Origin of the sequence: Flagellimonas rhodophyticola (assembly GCF_049332665.1) — a bacterium.
GTDB lineage: Bacteria > Bacteroidota > Bacteroidia > Flavobacteriales > Flavobacteriaceae > Flagellimonas.
On sequence record NZ_CP186326.1, the window covers coordinates 2450016 to 2469016 of the forward strand.

The following is a 19001-nucleotide window of genomic DNA, read 5'->3' on the forward strand; positions in this document are numbered from 1 at the left end:
AAATGGGCCTTTTAAGTTCTTTGTATTGTTATATTAAGCTTTTTCTGGTAAAGCTTTTTTCTTGGCAAATAATTGTTTCTCCTTAATCATTTCGGCAATACCTTCTGGCAGCATATCCTCCCAGCCTTCTTCACCATTAGTGATTCGTTTTAGCACTTCTCGCGAAAATATGTGCATAATATCAGGGTCATAATCGATGATGTCCATTACCTTCCCGTTGTATTTAAAGAACTTATACAATTCTTTCATTCTTGGATGGACTTTGACATTGTTACTGGTCATGATTTGCCCAGTAGCTGCATCTTTCATTGGATACAGATAAACTTTCAAATCTTTAAAGAATAATTTTCCGAAAGCCTCAAGGATACCGCCACTTAGATCACGGTAATATTTTTCATCAAATACATCGACCAAATTATTGACACCCATCGTCAATCCGAGTTTAGCTTTGGTATAATTATTAAAATATTCAACAAGCTTGTAATACTCTTGGAATTTAGAAATCAGAACGGTGTGCCCAAGCGAACATAGGAGTTCGGCGCGATCCATAAAATCTTGTTCATCAATTTCACCGGCTGCCTTGAGGTTTGATAACGTAATTTCAAAAACTACAATGGTGTTTTCGTATTCAACAGTCTGTTCTCTAATGAAAATGTCATAGGACTTCTGGAACATATCCATGTTTACTTTGGTAACAGGACGAAAACTACCTCGCAAGGCCAATATATTTTTCTTGTAAAGGGCTGCTGCTGGCAACAGGTTGTTCCCATCGGGGCCAAACATCACGGCATCCGTCATGTCGTTTCTAATAAGCTGCAGACTCATTAATCTATTGTCCACATCCTTAAAGTTAGGCCCGGTAAAGTTGACCATATCTATCTCTATAGTGTCATGATCAATATGGTCGTAAAGATATTTCAGTAATTTTTTGGGCTTATGAAACTTGAAAAAAGCTCCATAAATAAGATTTACCCCTAAGGTGCCCAAGGTTTCTTGCTGCAGTCTGGCTTCGTTTTGCTTAAAACGCACATGCAGTACAATCTCATCATGTTCTTTCTGCTTTGGATCTAATTGAAAACGAATTCCTATCCAACCATGTCCCTTGTATCTTTTGGAAAAATCTATGGTGGCTACAGTATTTGCGTATGAGAAAAACAAATAATCCGGATTATTCTCTCGGCTGATACGCTCTTCTACCAGTTTCATTTCATGCGACAACATCCGTTTTAGTCTGGCCTGGGTAACATACCTACCATCATCTTCGGAACCATAAATGGCATCGCTAAAGGATTTATCATATGCGCTCATCGCCTTTGCGATAGTTCCTGACGCACCTCCAGCCCTAAAAAATTGCCTCGCTGTTTCCTGTCCGGCTCCTATCTCGGCAAAAGTGCCATAAATATTAGGGTTTAAGTTTATTCGAAGCGTTTTAGCCTTTATAGAAGGGATATTTTCAAAAGCATGTGGATTGTTAGGTGCAGTGGCCATAACCTGGATTTTATTAAAACAAAGTTACACTCTTAATCAAATCTATTAAATAAATAAGTTATAATTTTGATTTTAATGGATGATGTGATGACCATTACTTTTTTGGGAACAGGAACCTCCCAGGGAATACCTATAATTGGAAGTGACCACCCTGTCTGTTTAAGCAACGACCCAAAAGATAAAAGACTACGAGTTTCAGTACTGATTTCATGGAATAGTTTTAATTATGTAATTGATTGTGGGCCAGATTTTAGACAGCAAATGCTTAGCAATCCAATCCCGAAATTAGACGGAATTTTGTTCACTCACGAACACGCAGATCACACTGCTGGTATTGATGATATTAGACCCTTCTTTTTTAGACAAGGTGATATTCCAATCTATGCACATGAGCGCGTTGTGCAATCCCTTAAAAGACGGTTTGATTACATTTTTGCGGATGAAGATAGATATCCTGGAGCCCCAGCGGTTAAAATTAACCTTGTTGAAAAAGATACAGCAATTCCTTTAAATGGGGTTACTGTTATTCCCATTGAAGCATACCATAATAGATTGCCCGTACTTGGGTATCGTTTTGGGGACTTTGTGTACCTCACTGATGTAAAACGCATGGAGAAGGAGGAAGAGGATAAAATTAGCGGAGCAAAAGTTTTAGTAATCAATGCCCTTCGTAAAGAACCCCATTATTCACATTTTAATTTGGACGAAGCATTGGTCTTTGCAGAAAGAGTAGGTGCAGAAAGAACCTATTTCACCCATATAAGCCATATGTTGGGATTTCATTCCGAAGTTGAAAAGGAACTTCCGAAAAATGTTTTCTTGGCGTACGATAACTTACGATTAACGATTTAAAAATAAAATTTGAATAGATGAAAAGTAAGATCTTCTTGTATTTATTTGTGTTTGCTGCATTGATAGTCCTATATCAATTTATTAGTGCTGGTAATTTTCAAAAGAGTATGAATTCGACCATTCAAAAATTGGAGAGTGAAGTAACCGAGTTAAAGGATTCTTTAGAACAGTCACAATTGAAAATACTCGACATCCAGTACTTTTCCTTGGAAAACAATGATGATGCGCTGGCGTATTATGACCATTTGAACTTAAAGAACCCCGTTCGATATATAGAAGATAAACTTTTGGAGACCAATGAGAAAAAGGGAAATAATCCTTTAGTTCCCTATGATGGAATGGAAAGTGATTTTAAAATCAACAAAATCAAAGTGCTGAACCATAAATGGATATTGGCCGATTTCTCTGATGGAAAATATTGGGGAGATTTGGTCATCAAATACGAACTTAAAGATGACCTTGGGGTTGACTTTACCCTAATGGACCATTTACTGTACACACGAAGCAATTAATGAAACTAGCATTGTTACCTCAAGCGTAATGTCATCCTAAGCTTGTCGAAGGATTGTCGAAGTGCTATCAATGGAAAGGTGTCATTGGTAAAAAAAGCGATTGCATTTATCGGTTGGGCTTAGGTTCGTTGCCGTGATTCGTCCGAAGGACAATCCAGCCGAACCTAAAGATAGCTTTTTGCGCGTGATTTTCGTTTAGGAAATCCGCAAGCAATGAATTTCAGCCTTTTTTGTACGCAGTTTTATGTCCGATTTATAACTATTCCGTGCTCGAATTTGGCGGCTTTTGAAAAGGCTGACTTAAAGGTCCGGATATGAAAACCTATGTATTCCCAAAAATTTTCATCGTCCCATTCGGAAAGTCTTTTAGCAAGATAAATCTCATTTTCAATCATTTTTTTCATGTCCCGATACTCCCTAAGGCCATCAGTATTTATTGAAAGAAATAACTTGTCCATTAGTTTTACGACGTCAGATTTAATAAATCTTCCGTCCAACGCATTAAATATTTTGTCTTTGGACGAATCGGTTTCTTTAAGTAAAAATCTCGTTATGTCCCAACCTTTGTCCATTGGAAAAACGATATCATTTTCCTTATGATACTTACCATAAATAAATGAATAGTTTTCACTAAGATATTCCTCCAGTTTGTCAAAATCCATATTAGCGAACTCTTCAATTTCATCATCAGAAACCCTGTATAATTCCCATACCATTCCCATATTAGTTCAAAAATTGGAGTTTTATTGAAATTGCGTACAACGGCTAAGATATCGTTCGTTTTAATGAGCTATATCGACCGATAAGTGAAGTTCGGAAAATTTCATTCAAGATTCAAATGACAATTGATGGATATCGGTTTTTATAAATCTTGAAAGAGGATGATTAAAATGAAATATGTCGCTTTAACCAATCTCGAAACGAATAGAAATTTTGTTGCGAAACCCCATGTCCGATGGGAAACTCTTCATAGGTGTGCTTTATCCTAAGTTGATTGAGGAAAGCTGGAGTTTTTTGCGCCCATTCCAAAGGAATTACTTGGTCTACTTGTCCATGTGAAGCATAAATATTGAGGGTACTATGATTCTTCTCTTGATACCCCTCAATAAGAATTTTTTCATTGATATAACCGCTCAAGGCCACAACATTCTTAATCTTCTCTGGAAAGGAAAGTGCAACAGAATAACTTAATATGGTGCCCTGGCTAAAGCCCAAGAGTGTAACATTTTCTGTATCCAAATTATAGGCGTTGCAGGCTTCATCAATAAAAGCAACTATTTTATCCCTTGAAATTTTTGCCTGCTCATCATCACTCCATTTGCCATATTCCGCATCAAAATTAATGGCGTACCACGCATGTCCAAAAGGTTCCAAGTCATAAGGCGCCTTAACAGAGATTACGTACAGTTCTTCAGGAAGTTCGGAAGCAAAAGAGAACAGGTCTTCTTCGTTACTTCCATAGCCATGAAACATAAAAACTGAAGGTACTTTTCCGGATGTAATGGAGGAAGGTCGTTGTAGGTATTCCAATGATAATGGGGTGGGGGACATTTTAATAAATTATGGAATAAAGGTAAACCATTTTTGAAAATGTTCACCGATAATAGGAAGCGGTTTCATTTTGCCATTAAGGGCCTGAAGGAAACCATAGCCCCAAATAATAAGATATACCAAATACAATCCAAGGGATGCGTAGGCAATTCCAGTAAACGTAAGCACAATAGCCATGGCATGAAAAATCAGGTGGATGCCGAAGGCCTGGCGCGTATGGAAGCGAGCAAAGGCATTTTTAGGCTCAATATTCATTGTTATGGCTATCAGGCTTCCAACTATCGTTAAATAGGCAATAATGGCTGTGGTCCTTCCGGAGTTTGTCTTGCTCAATGTACTAGATGGTAATTTGGTTATTATTTACGACCCCATAAACTTTTCCTTTTTGAGAAGCTCCGAGGAACATACTGTTTTTTGAAGTTGACAGAATACTATCCATATTAAACTCCGATTCAAAATCAGGGTCAAATAGTGTTAAACACGCCTGACATCCTTCTTTTATTTCTGGTGTTGCAAGACCAAATCGCTCTCGCCCTGCAGTTAGGAGTCTTATGGTATCATCCAGGTCGAAAAGTTGGCTTAAACTTCCAAAAGCTGATTCTAACCCAATAGTTCCGTTGCCTGCATTATCAAACTCAACCCGTTTTTCTTCAATATCCAAAGGAAGGTGATCTGTGGTTACAAAATCTATGGTTCCATCTTTGAGGCCTTTAATAAGAGCTCTGCAATCTGCACTGCTGCGCAATGGTGGGGATACCTTATAGGCTGTATCAAATTCGTTTAAACTTTCATCCGTATGCGTTAGGTTATGCACAGCGACGCTACAGCTAACGTCCAATCCCTTCTTTTTGGCATTGGCAATCAACTTTACTGAACCTGCCGTGGATATCGTGGGTATATGTAATTTCCCCCCAGTATACTCCAATATGAATAGATCTCTGGAGATTTGAAGTTCCTCTGCAAGATTAGGAATCCCTTTTAACCCAAGTGAGGTAGAGGTTTTCCCTTCATGCACAATTCCTTTGCCTTTGATTTGATTGTCCATTGGAAAAGAGAACACCAGACCATCAAAGTTTTGGGCATACAACAATGCTATTTTTAGAAGATTTGGGTTGGCAATCTGTTGTTTGAAGTCGTAAAAGGCTACGGCACCCGCATTTCGCATATCAAACAGCTCCGCCAAATCTGTCCCTTTTGCATCTTTAGTCAAGGTTCCCAGTGGATGAAGGCGAGTGGAGCTTCCATTTGCTCTTTCCTTAAGAAAAACAATATCAGAACTAGTGTCCGGAACCGGTTTGGTATTCGGATTCAATATAACATCCGCAAAACCACTTTGGCTCGCAACTTTAAGTCCGTTGGCAATGGTTTCCCTTTCCTCGTAACCAGGCTCTCCGAAACTTACTCCAGAATCAAACCATCCAATGGAAACATGGAGGTTTTTTTTATCTACTACTTTACTATTTGAAGGTGGATCAATAGAAGAGGCAATCTTTTCAATAACCCCTTTTTTAATGAGGATATCCCTTTTTTTAAGGTGCAACGCCTTGTTTTCAGGTGATATGATCTTGGCCGACTTCAGCAGCATGTTCATGTAATGAATTTTTGAATGATTACTTCGATGAGCGCCAGAAGCAGCGCTAAAATAACAAACCATTTCCAATATGCGGTAATAGTGTCTTCTGATTGCAGATGGTCAAAAAGTGCGGGAACAGAGTTTTGCACATTAATATGGTCCAAATTGGATAGGTCCATATAATTGAGTTCACTCTCCTCACGTGGGTAGTTGAAACTGATATTCCTTAGGAATTCCCCATTATTTAAAATATCAAATATGCCATCGGTGGTAGGGTTTTCATCAAACTCTAGATGTACCTTGTTCGGAAAGTTTTGCTGTAGAGGAATAAACGAATTCCCTTGTTTGGATACACTTAAAATATTATCACTTCCCAATTGGGTTGCAATGTCTATTGTCCCACTTTCTCCTACAGTATGGTAAAGGTCTGATGATTTTAGGCTAAAAACACCCATATTATAAAAGGTTGGGACAATCAACGGAGAGTTTTTAAAATTGGAATTTTCAATATTTAAAGGGGCCGTAAAAAGGTAGAAACCGTCATTTCCTATTAGAAAAGCATCATTTCCTTCAAAAGTCAATATTCTTGGTGCACGTGATGTAACCTTGAAGAATTGCTTCACCGAGGGATATTGAAAATTATATACTTCTTTTTCAAATACATTTTTGTACAGCGGGTGATCAAAGGAAATTGTAGTGATCTTTTTATCTACAGTAGTTTCTTCAAGCAATTTAGTAGCAGAAAAACCAGATAAAAACTGATTATATGAGTCAAGGTCACTGCCAACAGCCGGAATTACAATTACAGTTCCGCCATTTTCTCTAAACCTCCTAAGGACTTGCTGTAAGCTATTCGGGATAGTTTTTAAATTATTCAGAACAACCACATTTTGCTTGTCGATATTGCTGTAATCCAATTGATTTAGGATGGTTTGTTGTAAAGTGAACTCATTTGGGGTGTATAAACGGGATAAATAATCAGCATTCCTATCTCCAACAGCCAGAACTTTGATTTTTTCCTTCTTATTGATATTGAAAAAGAACTGATCGTCGTAATTCAAACTGGCGTCTGTAACTTGTAATCGACCTTTTATTTCTTTGTTCGCCGGAATTGAAAAGGTAACACTCGACTTTCCATTTGCCGCGAACTTGGCAGCCGTTTTTGCAATTAATGTGTCACTATTATAAAGGGATATAGGTAAGGCGTCACCATCCAATCCGCCAGATAATAGCGTTGTGAGCGAAACTTGCTCCGATATGTCGTTACTGATATAAGCAGAATCGATAGAAATATTCTGTAATTCCTTTGGTTGCACGGCTACAAAATATGTCGATGTGGCCGAATCTGCAATAATGGTTTTGGGACTAAGTCTTTGCTGAAAGTCAGAAACAAGAATCAAGTTTTTCCGAATTGAATTCGATTTTGAAAACAACGTATTTCCTTTAAGTTGAATTTCATCCAAAGTCAATTGCTTGTAGGAATAGGGAAGTGACAACAATGTATTTTGAATGTCCTTTAGTTTGATATTCTTGAACGTACGATGATTGGTAAAAAGACTGAAAACTTGTTCCGGGCCAACACTCTTGATTAAATCTTGAACAGATTTTTCTAACAACGTGATGCCATTCGATTTGGCTTGCATACTGAACGAATCATCAAGATAAACTACTGTCTCTTTTTCTTGAAGTGCAGTTGTAGAAGCTGAGAAAGGTTGAGCGAATGCAAAAATCAAACATGCCAATAAAAGCAGGCGAGTAAACAAAAGGAGCCACTTTTTAAGCGTATTGCTTTTTCTGGATTCCGAAACTACTTTTTGTAGCATAGCTACATTGGTAAAAGGAGTTTTCTTAAACCTTCGGAGTTGAAAAAGATGAATAATAATGGGAATTAGTAGAAGAAAAAGGGCCCAAAGAATTTCTGGATGTTTAAACTGCATTCCCAACTTTGATTGGGCAAATATAGGTATTATTAATATGGTTTCCCCCGTTGTTTGGTGTTAAGACTTATATAAATTCGTTGGCCCGAGCAGTCGTCAACAGAAGAAATAATAATCCTGCATAGACTGCTGCCGCATTTTATGGAAGAAATTCTTTATTTCAATTTGAGCTTCTTCATTGGCCACCGTTACGATGCTCTGGGGGTTGTCTAATTTTTCCAAAGCAGTGAAGTGTACCAATTCTATATCGTAGATTTTTTTACCGATCTTTTTGGGATTATCGCAAAGCCAGGTAAAGTCTATTTTATGCTTCACAAGTTTTTTGGCAATATTCTTTCCCTTAAACCCGGCGCCCCAAATGGCCAACGGGCGTTGTTTGTCATGGTCTAACTTCAGAAAATAGTGGAGTTTAATATCCAAAAAATAATTCTGGGCGTAATGTTCATGCGTTCGGGAAGTTCTAGTATCATAATCACGCCATAAATGGAGTATTTCGAAGCAGGGAATAATTTTTAGACCCTTTTCATAAAATCGAAAGGTAAGATCGTAATCTTCGGGATATCGGTTCGGCTCAAACGCTCCACATGCATCCAGGTCTTCTTTGAAACTCATCCAACAAGGCGATGGAATAACACATTCCTTATAGATTTCATCATAATTATTTCCATCCGACGTCAACTTGTTCAGCCATTTCTCATAGCGTTCGTACCCGTTACTGATGCCTCGGTCCGAAAAATAGTTCACTTGACCCACTGAAATATGACCATTTCCATGTGTATTAAGATTATTCACCATAACCGACAGCCTATTGGGTTTCATTATGTCATCTGAGTCCATACGTGTGATGAATGCTCCCTTTACATTGGAATAGGCCGTACGAAGGGCAGGAATAATACCTTCGCCTTTATTGGCAAACACTTTTATTCTTGAATCTGATTGGGAATAAGCGGTTAGAACTTTTAAACTATCATCTGTGGAATGGTCATCTACTGCCAATACCTCCCAAGCTTCAAAGTTCTGGTTGACGATAGAATCTAAACAGGCAGGTAGAAAATGCGCTGTGTTCTTAAAAGGGATAAGGATACTAACCTCGGGATTTTGCATTATGCAAAGTAAACAAAATCCCGAGGGAAAATACCCGAATTATTCAAAGGGCAGAACGTCAGGCTCTATGTAGCTTACCCTTGCTTCCTCACTGGAAAAGATATCAATTCCGTAATGTTGGTCCAACAATGCTCTGAAGGCAAATTTCAATCTTGGAAATTCCTTTATAAAAGCGCCAAAATCAGTTGACTCGGACTTTTGCATAAAATGATGGACTGTTTTTACAGCAGCTACGGTAAGCGTTGTATTAAACTTGTCTCCGCTTCCATGGAGTTTATCAAACAGTCTAATTTCATTACAAGCCTTGTCCACAGCTTTTTTCTCTCCATATTTTTTAAGGTACAGCCAAGCCAATCTTAAATGTGCTTCATGATCAAAAAGCGAAGGGGGGAGGTCTCCTTGTTCAAATAAGCTCTCGAATAGAACATCGCCTAATTCCGAATGGTGCTTGATTGATTTCTTATTCCAATATTGGGGATTAAAGCAAGGCATATGCATCAGTTTTATTAGACAGTTTCTTTCTTGTTGACATCTTTAAAGGTTATCATGTCCCAGACTCTAGCTGAAGCCCCATGATAGAAACCGGTTTCATTTTCATATCCCTTTGGGTTTTTAAAAGTTCCAAAAATGATATCGAAAATCGGGATGTCAGAATAATTATATGCGTGAATACCTTTGGCATGATGCACGGTATGCGCTTCTGGTCTTTGGATAAAGTATCCAATCCATGCCGGTGTTTTGATGTTACTATGTTGAAAGATTCCCAAGAAAGTGGTTATCAAAATAAACAGTGTAGATGCTTCAGCGGTAAAACCGGCTACAACAACTAAACATAGACTTCCTAAGAAAGTGAATCCTATCATATCCATTGGACTAAAGTAAAAAGCTCCATAGCTGTCCATACGCTCAGCACTGTGATGCATTTGGTGGAAAACTTTCCAAAGTCTATCATTCTTGTGCATGCTTCTATGCCAGACGTAGAGTGCAAACTCATAGATCATGATTCCCACAAATGCACCCCACCAAGTACCAAGGGCTGTCAAATCGAAAATCTGATAATCAACTAGGTAAGTGTCCCAGATAAGTGGAAAATACGTTGATAGATAAAAGAAAACAGCAAAGGAGGTTAGTCCTCGGAGTTTCCAAAATTTCATTTTGGGGAGTTTTCTGGCCGGAAAAACAGCCTCCCATACCATTAGAACCCCATACATTCCCAACACAATTAATGATATTGGATCGATTAGTACCTCCCAAGGGTTTGGTAGATTTTGCAAAATTGCTTCCATTTTTTGTTATTTAAAATATTAGATCATGTTTCACTTATATAGGCAAAAGTTTTTGCCTTACAATGTGAGGAAGCGATGTAAGTATTATATAGTCCACTGGTGTGGCGACTCGGGAGTGTAGCTGCAGTAAGTCCCGGTTTTGATCGAATTGGATAAATGTTTGGACAGTTTCGGATGTACTTTTTCAATTTTTTTTATTGCGCTTCGTATACGCCAGGTAACCGCGGATCTTGCTTTCTCCAACGAGGATCCTGTTTTTCTTGCTTTATTGGCCAAGCCCGTAACTTGTGATAGGTGCTCCAACAACACGTCATACTCTTCTTGAAGTTCATCCGCCTTTAAAGCTTGTCCCATCTCTTCAGCGTCTGAAATATCGGATTGAAGTTGTTGAATTTTGCTTTTGTAATCTCCAAGCGCTTTGTTGTCCACAAGTTCTGTTCCGTCACTGTCCAAAACAGTACCCATTAATTCGGTGCAATGGATTTCACTTTCAGGATTGGCTAACAATTTGGCAATATCTTGGAGTCCTTTGGAATCCTTTAGAACAACGGATTCATTGGCATACTGCACTTCCCACAATTCTCCTTTTTGTGTAAAGTCACCTGATGTATTGGAGGATTGGAACTGTTGTTTTTTAGCAACATTACTTGGTTTTCCCATCATAAAACTCCAAAAGGGTTCCAAATTGGATGCATTCTTATAGGGATTTACTGTTCGCTGCCATTCAATGGCTGTTTTTACATCGGCCTTTTTTCCATTGTTAATGTTCTCTTGGAAAATGCTCAAGTATCTTTCCCAATAGTATTGCATTCTTTCAAAATCGGCCAGATGATAATATACAGCAGCGGCATAAGCAGTGAAATCAGTCCAAACAGAATCATATGGAACCTTTTCAACGTACTCTGCTGCCTTTCGATAATCTCCCAATTCAAAATAGATGAATGATGCGTGCAGAAAATATGCGTCAGGATGAAGAGGATTTAAGTTTTTGGCCTTTAGATATAATTGTTCTGCTTCTTTTGAGTACCCCAGATATACCAAATGCATGGCCACCTGAATCAGATTATCAGCATCACTTGGATTCATCCGCAGTGATTTTCTCAAAAAATGCTCTGATTTTTCGTAATCCTCGAGATACAAAAACGTTCTGCCTAAAACGGTTAATGATATATAGTCGTTTTCATCAAGTTCTATGGCTTTTAAAGCATAATCATGCGCTCCTTTTTGACTTACTTCCCAGCGATCCCATAAGCGACAACTCCACTCGTTGAAATAGGAAAGTGAAATACCTGTATAGGCCCTAGCAAAATGAGGGTCTATGTCTAGTGCGGATTCAAAATATTTCCTTGCCTTTAAATCACTTTCCAATGAACCTTTTTTTAACTCGCTCATTCCCAACAACCAGTTTTCATATGCAGCAAGGTCTACTGATTCCTTTTTATATGAGAAAGAGAGTAAATCATAATTGATTTGTTGCTGTAGGACGCTTACAATCTGCTCTATAATACTGTCTTGAGCACTTAGTATGGCATCAAGAGTCTCATCATGATTTCCAGCAAAAATTACTTTATTGTCCCGGGCACGTACGAGTTTTACACCAATTCGAAAACTATCCTTCATCGGTCTAAAGTTTCCGGTGATTATATAATCGGCACCCAACTGGGAAATTGATGTGGTATCGGAAGTACTGAGGATATCAAGGGTCGAATATTGGGAAATAACAGAGAGACCAATAAACTTTGAAAAATTCACGATAAGGTCTTCCGTAAACCCAATGATCATCGGACTGAGGTCCTTTTCTTCACCCAATATTCTAAATGGGAGAACGGCTACAGTGGTCTCTTTGTTCCCTACAAGCTCCATTCAACAAATAGATTGATGTTTAAAGATACAAAATGCTTTATATAGACAAATTAATAGCCTTATGTAGACTTTTGGTGGCAAACATAAACTCAAATACGATTGAGAATTTATGTTCGAATACTACGACTTCGTTTTGTGGTTTTTAAATCCTTCCAAATCAATTTTTGCCTTGTAAAGTCTGCTATTTCCATTTTGATAGGTGCCCAAAAAATTTGATAGTTTTTGAATTGACTCAATACGTTTACTAGGTTTAGAACTTCTGCGACTTGTAAAATACAACATGTCATTAGCCTCGTCCATAAAGGGACAAAAGTCCATGTACTTTGAGTTTATTCCAATCGGTAGGGGTTTGGCTTTGGACCAATTTCCATTCCCATGGTTATAACTAATATAAATGTCACCGCTACCTTGGCCATCTTTACGATTGTATCCACCAAACATAAGATAAGACTCATCTGAAGAGATGAAAGCATTATATTCAAATCCTTCAGAATTGATATTGGCATCCAAAGGAACAGGCTTAGCATATGTGTCATTTTTATGTTCAGCATAAAAAATATCATCCCTGCCAATGGCGCCAGGGCAGTCACAGGTAAAATAAAGGTTTCCGTTTTTGGATACGGCGGGATAGAACTCATTACTGTCTGAATTGACAGGAGATCCCATATTAATAGGTTCTGACCAATCAGAGGATAAATCACTTCTTTTTACAAACCAAATATCAAAATCCTTGACTTCTTCCGATGGATTTAAAGGTCTGTTTGATACAAAATATAGTTGGAGGCCATCTGGTGACAAAAAGGGTTCCAGGTCCTTATATTCTCCTGAAAAAGAAGCTATGTGAGGTGTATTCCAGCTATTGCCATCTTTTGTAGAACTTGCAATGACCGAAACTTCTTCATTAGCTGATTGAATGGTAAAATACGCCTCATTTCCGCTTTGGGTCATTGTAAAATCCCTAACTTTTTCGAATTGTTGCAGCAACTTCAAAGCCGGATAAACCTGAATCTCATTTTGACCAAAACCAAATATGGTAAAGAGTAAGAATGAAGTAAAAGTCAATTTCATTTTTGCAACACCTTTGCGATTGATTTCTCAACGAGAGATTCCATTATGACATAGCCTTTTTTAGTTGGATGGACACCATCTTCCGCCAGTTCTTTTGGAAGTCCGTTTCGTTCATCGGCCATTGCGGTAAAATAATCCAGATAAAGGATTCCCTTTGCGTTCGCTGTTTTATTGAGCATGGCATTGAGCTTTGGAATCTTTACATTGGGCTCCAGACCAGGCCTCCATGAGTAATCGTAGGCGGGCAGAACGGAACATAGGATGGGACAGATCCCGTTGGCTTCGGCAAGCTCAATCATTGACAGTATATTGTCGTGAATCTGTTCCAGGGTCATTGGACCGGTATTTCCTGCAATGTCATTGGTGCCAGCAAGAATTAATACAACTTTTGGTTTCAAGGCGATCACATCTTGTCGAAATCTTAGAAGCATCTGTGGTGTTGTTTGTCCACTAATACCCCTGTTCACAAAAGGTTTACCTTCAAAAAACTCAGGATTTGCAATGGACCAACCTTCAGTAATTGAATTCCCCATAAACACAATACGGTTTTCGTCATTAGCTGGAGCTTCCAGAGTGGCGTTAGCTTCTTGATATTTTTGGAGATTGGCCCAATCTTGGGCTTGAATGGTCTTGGATAAGCCTAAAAAAGAAAGCACAACAAGTAATCTTATTTTAAATGTTAACATTATATCGGTCGGTTTAAAAATTGGGGGATAATTTGACAATAGAATTTATGCATATACAACTCAATTCTTAGGTGGTGTAATCATAATATGCGCTCGATGCGTTCCTGGGTTCATTAACCATGCATGACCTGGAGGTGTTGGAGTAGTGGGTAAGCCAGTTGAAGCCCCTGTCGCAAATGGGATATAAAAAACATAACGGACGTACTGATTTTCAATTTCCCTGGTTTCTGAGTTCACTTTTCCTGTAAACACGCACAAGGTCGCTTTGTCCGGCATTTTTAGTTTTCCAGCTTTTACTTCTTCTTCTCGAATATCAAAAATCTCCTGAGCCTCTTTTCCCATTGCTTTCAATTCTCTTCCTCTTGCCATAAAAGGTTCTAAGTCTTTATGATAAGCAGCGGTGGAAAAACTTTCTTTTTCAGGGTCATCTGCAAGTGCAATGTAATCGTTAGCACCTTTTTTTAATGTAACGAAGTTTCCGCTTGTGTCATACCCATAAACGGTTGCACCATCCTTATAATCTTGCGGAACAGCCATTATAGCCGTTTTTATTTGCCAGTCTTTTGAAGGAATTTCTTGGGCCTTCAAAATCTGGGTGAAGGCTAAACCAATGCAAAGTAAGGAGATAGTTTTTTTCATAGTTTTAATTTATAGCCTTTGCGCTCCAACCATCCTGTAAACAGAACAACAAGAAGTGCGAAGCAAAGAGAAATCAATAATCCAACAATACCCGAGTTTAAAATTTCAGGTAATCTAATATTGCTCAAGTTACGCAAAGGATAAATAAAATAAGGAATCATATAGCAGGTCAAAGTTGCCGTCCCGGCGGGTTTGATGATATTTGCCCATCGCGTTATTTTGAGAACATCCGAAATATAGTGTAGGAGTATGAAGCTTAAAAAGCCAATACCTGAGCATATGGCGAGCCATGAAGGTGTTCCTTGTATTTTTGAAATACCCCAAAGAGGTCTTGTAGAAAGTCCATAAACAAGGCATAATATGCCTAGACCAATAAGAACTGAATACGACCATTTAAAACCTTTTTCACCTAACCTTTTGAACAGCAAAGTAGCTACTACTCCTGCCGAAGTAAATGCGGGAATAGTTCCGGTATATACTGGTGAAATATAACCAAGAATGCCTTCAAATTGCAATAAATCAGTGGTTGTAGCCAAAACGGAGAGCGTATTGAAGCCAATCCATAACATCAGCATTACATACAAATTTCCTTTGGTAAAAAGGTACACCAAAGCATTTGCAAGATATGCCCAGCCTATAAGGCCAAGTATGCCCCACCATTGAGGTTTCATACTAACTTCCCCAAGATCACCACCTTGATATGAAATAGCTAAATACACCAAAATCATGATTCCAACGGATTGAAAAATGATATGCCACTTTTTAGGAATTGGGCTTTTTTTCCAATTCATCCAAATCAGTACAACGGCAACTGCCATTAAAAAACACCATAAATACCTTCCTAATCCAAGGGTTTCATTATGTGTTTCATAATTGACCATATAAAAGCCGATTAGTAATAGTGAAAAAGACCTAATAAGAATATGTTTGGCCAATCTCCAAGTACTTTCATTTTTTGAAAGTCTATGATTGATGGCATAGGGAATGCTGAGTCCTACAATAAAAAGGAATAAGGGAAATATGATGTCTGAAAAGCCTAAATAATCCTCCACTGCAGAGGCATGTTGTAGCCATTTTGGGACATTGTCCAAGGTCCAAAAGTCATTTACCCAGATCATTAAAACCATGGTAAGAGCCCTTAAAATGTCAATTGAGGCAATTCTCATATTTATTATTTATGACTCCAATTATCTGGGTCGTTACTATCATTAGGGGAAAGCCCTAAAATATCACCGGTGGTGTTTACTCCAAGCCCAATAACCGTTCGGTTAACATAGTTAAAGTAACTAGTCACCTGGTTTATCTCCAAAATTTGACCATCGGTGAAACCTTGGGACCTGAGTTCGGTGATATCATCCTTACCAATACTTGTATGTTCCAAAGTCAGCTTTTTGGAATAAGCTATTCCTGATAAATACTTCTCATCAAAAAAAGTATTGAGTGCATCAAGTTTGACTGCCTCCATAAAATCTGTTGCTCTTTTGGTATCGTCCACCAATCTTTTAAAACCTTCAAAATGATGTTGTACGCAGTAATCACATTGGTTCAAATAGCTTACATAAACACCTATGGCCTCCAAATACCATTTGGGAAGCTCATTGTTGGAGTTATGCAGCACATTTTTATACAATGCCATATGACCAACAAGTGAATGCGGTCTTAGGCTGTGAATGGACAATACATTGTCTATGTTGTTATTTGGACCTTTAACCCGGTCATATATTTTTCTTAGACGGCCATCTGCATTTTCATAATCCACAACTTTAATCCAACTCATATTGAAAATTTACCTGTCGATTGGATTAATATTTTGCACTTTTTCCGTTGGTTTTGGTCCGCAGAATGAAGCTCCTTAGATCATCATTTGCTTTTTGAAGGTCTTCACGTCTTAAATACATCATATGTCCTGAACGGTAACCCTTAAATTCAAACCTATCTTTCATGCGCCCGCTTGGATCAACTTGCCACATGGTATACTTTGCATTAAAATAGGTAGTGGCACCATCATAATAACCAGATTGAACCAAAACATTTAAATATGGGTTTTGCGCCATTGCTTGCCGAAGGTTATCCCTTGTATTGTCATCGTCATTGTTCCAAGGATGCACAGGTCCAAACATATTGTATTTGATATCTGTTTTGAATTTTAATTCTTCTTGCAGATAATAATTGATACCAGGAGTAAAACTATGCAGCCAAGAAGTAAGTTCTGCAGAGTAATCGGGACTCTCACCAAAGAGTTGTCTGTCGATACCTAGATACCGGCTATCCAATCTTCCAACATTGTAACCTCCATTGTCTTTCAATAGATTTTTCCAAAAGAATTGGGTTGGCACATCCAAATTATGATCTAGAATATCTTTTTCCTTCAATCCGGAATAATAAGCCATTTTTTTGGCAACACTCTTACGTTCCGAATCGGAAATAAAACCTCCTTTGGCTATGGCAGGAATCAATGTGTTGACAGTATACGCTTCTGATTCTGGTAATACCTCCAATAGGTCCTTTCCTTGAAGTTCAGAAGGTAAAGCTTTGTGGTGCCATGCAGCAGCCGTATAGTACGGTAAATTTAAAGCGCTTGAAACAGGTCCACCAACTCGTATTACCTTATAATCAGCCGGAGAAACCATAATCACTCCATTCAAATACATCCATTGCTGGTTTTGAAGGGCAAGTGAAAGTCCCATAACCCGTGTTCCTCCATAACTTTCTCCGATAATGTATTTCGGAGATCGCCAGCGGTTATTGCGAGTGACAAAAGTATTCAGCCATTCGGCCAAATATTTAACATCGGCATTAATGCCAAAGAATTTATCCCTGTCCACTTTTTCACCAGTCTCAGGAATGGTCCTTGAGTATCCTGTATTTGCAGGGTTAACGTATACGATGTCGGTTACGTCCAGCACAGAATATGGATTGTGTTTTACACCATAGGGTTGAACAGGATAACCTTCATCATCAATTTTTAGAATTCTAGGGCCCGTATAGGCGAGATGCATCCATACTGAACCGGAACCGGGACCTCCGTTAAAAGAAATCAGTAATGGACGTTCTGCTCTATTCTTAACATTGTTTCGGGTGTAATAGGTGTAATGTAAAGATGCAATGGGCTCACCCATTTCATCCCAAACGGGTTGGGTACCTGTGGTAGCCGTATAATTTATAGCTGTACCATTAATATTGACATTGTGTTGCGTGGTCACCGTAGTGTCGATGGGTAATTTTCTACTTTGCCCTAAGGCAACAGCACTGCACATAATCATGCAGAGCATAAATTGGAATGTTCTCATTTTATATTTGAATTAGTCAGATTCGTATGGTTTTGGTTCTTTCCTAAGTTAAAATAGATTCTATCGCAGCGAGCTCTTCGGGCGAAAAAGTAAGGTTGTCCAAGGTTTTAATATTGTCCAAAAGTTGTTCGGTTCTGCTAGCACCTATTAACACGGTTGTGATTCGCTCATCTTTCAGTACCCAAGCTAGCGCCATTTGTGCTAAACTTTGATTTCTTGAACTGGCAATGGCATCCAATTTCTCAACCTTTTGTAATATTTCCGAAGTGATTTGGTCAGATTTTAGATAACGAGCATCCTTTGATGCCCTGGAATCCTTCGGTATGCCTTTCAAATACTTGTTTGTAAGTATCCCTTGTTCCAAAGGTGAAAAGGGAATGGAGCCAATTCCTTTTTTACCTAATACGTCGAGCAATCCATCTTCTACCCATCTATCCATCATGTTGTACCTAGGCTGGTGAATAAGTAGGGGAGTTCCCAAATCTTTTAGAATCTCATATGCTTTCTCCGTGTCCTCTGCGTTATATTGGGATATACCAACGTATAATGCTTTCCCTTGCTGTACAATGTGATGCAAAGCTCCCATAGTTTCCTCCAAGGGTGTTTCAGGGTCCGGCCGGTGGTGATAAAATATATCAACATAATCCAATCCCATTCTCTCCAAGCTTTGATCCAAGCTTGCAATCAAATATTTTCGGGAGCCGAAATTCCCATAGGGGCCAGGCCACATATCCCATCCAGCTTTGGTTGAAATAATCAACTCATCCCTATAGCTTTTGAAGTCCTTATGAAAGAGTCTTCCAAAGTTATCCTCTGCAGCTCCATATGGGGGACCATAATTGTTTGCCAAATCGAAATGAGTTATCCCATTATCAAATGCAGCCCTTAAAATTTGACGGGCATTTTGAAAATCGTTGGTATGGCCAAAATTATGCCATAAACCAAGGGAAATCATAGGTAGCAAAAGTCCAGAATTACCGCAACGTCTGTATTGCATTTTTTCATATCTGGATGTGTTGGGGGCATATGATGCTATCCCAGAGAAGTCATTTATGGTCATAAATTAAAGTATAGTTGTTTTAAGGCAACTAAATTTATCACATTTCAATATAGATATTCTTGTTTTACCGATTTTAACTTAAATTTTTGATA

19 protein-coding genes are annotated in these 19001 nt (G+C 38.4%); 2 read left to right on the forward strand and 17 right to left on the reverse strand.

Annotated elements, in window-relative coordinates:
- Positions 1 to 33: 33 nt before the first annotated feature.
- Positions 34 to 1488 carry a TonB-dependent receptor gene (locus tag ACOKFG_RS10915; protein ID WP_422861227.1) on the reverse strand — a complete coding sequence of 485 codons (1455 nt, stop codon included), beginning with the start codon at positions 1486 to 1488 and terminating at the stop codon, positions 34 to 36.
- Between the two features lie 75 nt (positions 1489 to 1563).
- Here ACOKFG_RS10915 and ACOKFG_RS10920 point away from each other — a divergent pair, with 75 nt between their 5' ends.
- Positions 1564 to 2340 carry an MBL fold metallo-hydrolase gene (locus ACOKFG_RS10920; RefSeq protein WP_422861228.1) on the forward strand — a complete coding sequence of 259 codons (777 nt, stop codon included), beginning with the start codon at positions 1564 to 1566 and terminating at the stop codon, positions 2338 to 2340.
- Between the two features lie 17 nt (positions 2341 to 2357).
- Positions 2358 to 2852, forward strand: coding sequence for a hydrolase (locus ACOKFG_RS10925; RefSeq protein WP_422861229.1), 495 nt, complete (start codon positions 2358 to 2360; stop codon positions 2850 to 2852).
- Between the two features lie 242 nt (positions 2853 to 3094).
- On the opposite strand, the gene ACOKFG_RS10930 is transcribed toward ACOKFG_RS10925, so the two are convergent.
- The 16 genes from ACOKFG_RS10930 to mgrA form a co-directional block, all read right to left on the reverse strand.
- Positions 3095 to 3574, reverse strand: coding sequence for a DUF1877 family protein (locus ACOKFG_RS10930; protein ID WP_298789462.1), 480 nt, complete (start codon positions 3572 to 3574; stop codon positions 3095 to 3097).
- Positions 3575 to 3737: 163 nt separating this feature from the next.
- Positions 3738 to 4403, reverse strand: coding sequence for an alpha/beta hydrolase (locus ACOKFG_RS10935; protein ID WP_422861230.1), 666 nt, complete (start codon positions 4401 to 4403; stop codon positions 3738 to 3740).
- Between the two features lie 9 nt (positions 4404 to 4412).
- Positions 4413 to 4736, reverse strand: coding sequence for a DUF4870 domain-containing protein (locus ACOKFG_RS10940; protein WP_422861231.1), 324 nt, complete (start codon positions 4734 to 4736; stop codon positions 4413 to 4415).
- Positions 4737 to 4740: 4 nt separating this feature from the next.
- Positions 4741 to 5994 (reverse strand): dihydroorotase, encoded by a 1254-nt coding sequence (locus ACOKFG_RS10945; RefSeq protein WP_422861232.1) that lies wholly within the window; start codon positions 5992 to 5994, stop codon positions 4741 to 4743.
- Positions 5991 to 7913, reverse strand: coding sequence for a BatA domain-containing protein (locus tag ACOKFG_RS10950; RefSeq protein ID WP_422861234.1), 1923 nt, complete (start codon positions 7911 to 7913; stop codon positions 5991 to 5993). The genes ACOKFG_RS10945 and ACOKFG_RS10950 overlap by 4 nt, the downstream gene beginning before the upstream one ends.
- 96 nt (positions 7914 to 8009) lie before the next feature.
- Positions 8010 to 9017: a glycosyltransferase gene (locus ACOKFG_RS10955; protein ID WP_422861235.1), complete on the reverse strand. Its 1008-nt coding sequence runs from the start codon at positions 9015 to 9017 to the stop codon at positions 8010 to 8012.
- Between the two features lie 39 nt (positions 9018 to 9056).
- A complete protein-coding gene (locus ACOKFG_RS10960) occupies positions 9057 to 9509 on the reverse strand; it encodes a hypothetical protein (protein WP_422861236.1) in 453 nt (150 codons plus the stop codon).
- A 14-nt stretch (positions 9510 to 9523) separates the two neighbouring features.
- Entirely contained in the window at positions 9524 to 10303 is a 780-nt protein-coding gene (locus ACOKFG_RS10965; protein WP_422861237.1) for a sterol desaturase family protein, read from the reverse strand.
- Between the two features lie 84 nt (positions 10304 to 10387).
- Entirely contained in the window at positions 10388 to 12166 is a 1779-nt protein-coding gene (locus tag ACOKFG_RS10970) for a tetratricopeptide repeat protein (protein ID WP_422861238.1), read from the reverse strand.
- A gap of 120 nt (positions 12167 to 12286) precedes the next feature.
- Positions 12287 to 13234, reverse strand: coding sequence for a hypothetical protein (locus tag ACOKFG_RS10975; protein ID WP_422861239.1), 948 nt, complete (start codon positions 13232 to 13234; stop codon positions 12287 to 12289).
- On the reverse strand, positions 13231 to 13920 hold the full coding sequence (locus ACOKFG_RS10980; RefSeq protein ID WP_422861240.1) for an SGNH/GDSL hydrolase family protein: 690 nt from the start codon (positions 13918 to 13920) through the stop codon (positions 13231 to 13233). The genes ACOKFG_RS10975 and ACOKFG_RS10980 overlap by 4 nt, the downstream gene beginning before the upstream one ends.
- A gap of 60 nt (positions 13921 to 13980) precedes the next feature.
- Positions 13981 to 14559, reverse strand: coding sequence for a hypothetical protein (locus ACOKFG_RS10985; protein WP_422861241.1), 579 nt, complete (start codon positions 14557 to 14559; stop codon positions 13981 to 13983).
- Positions 14556 to 15725 carry a heparan-alpha-glucosaminide N-acetyltransferase domain-containing protein gene (locus ACOKFG_RS10990; RefSeq protein ID WP_298789479.1) on the reverse strand — a complete coding sequence of 390 codons (1170 nt, stop codon included), beginning with the start codon at positions 15723 to 15725 and terminating at the stop codon, positions 14556 to 14558. The genes ACOKFG_RS10985 and ACOKFG_RS10990 overlap by 4 nt, the downstream gene beginning before the upstream one ends.
- Positions 15726 to 15730: 5 nt before the next feature.
- Complete coding sequence (locus ACOKFG_RS10995; protein ID WP_298789480.1) at positions 15731 to 16336, reverse strand: peroxidase-related enzyme; 606 nt, start codon at positions 16334 to 16336, stop codon at positions 15731 to 15733.
- A 25-nt stretch (positions 16337 to 16361) separates the two neighbouring features.
- A complete protein-coding gene (locus ACOKFG_RS11000) occupies positions 16362 to 17849 on the reverse strand; it encodes a S10 family peptidase (RefSeq protein WP_422861242.1) in 1488 nt (495 codons plus the stop codon).
- A gap of 43 nt (positions 17850 to 17892) precedes the next feature.
- Positions 17893 to 18909 carry an L-glyceraldehyde 3-phosphate reductase gene (gene mgrA / locus ACOKFG_RS11005; RefSeq protein WP_422861243.1) on the reverse strand — a complete coding sequence of 339 codons (1017 nt, stop codon included), beginning with the start codon at positions 18907 to 18909 and terminating at the stop codon, positions 17893 to 17895.
- Positions 18910 to 19001 lie beyond the last annotated feature (92 nt).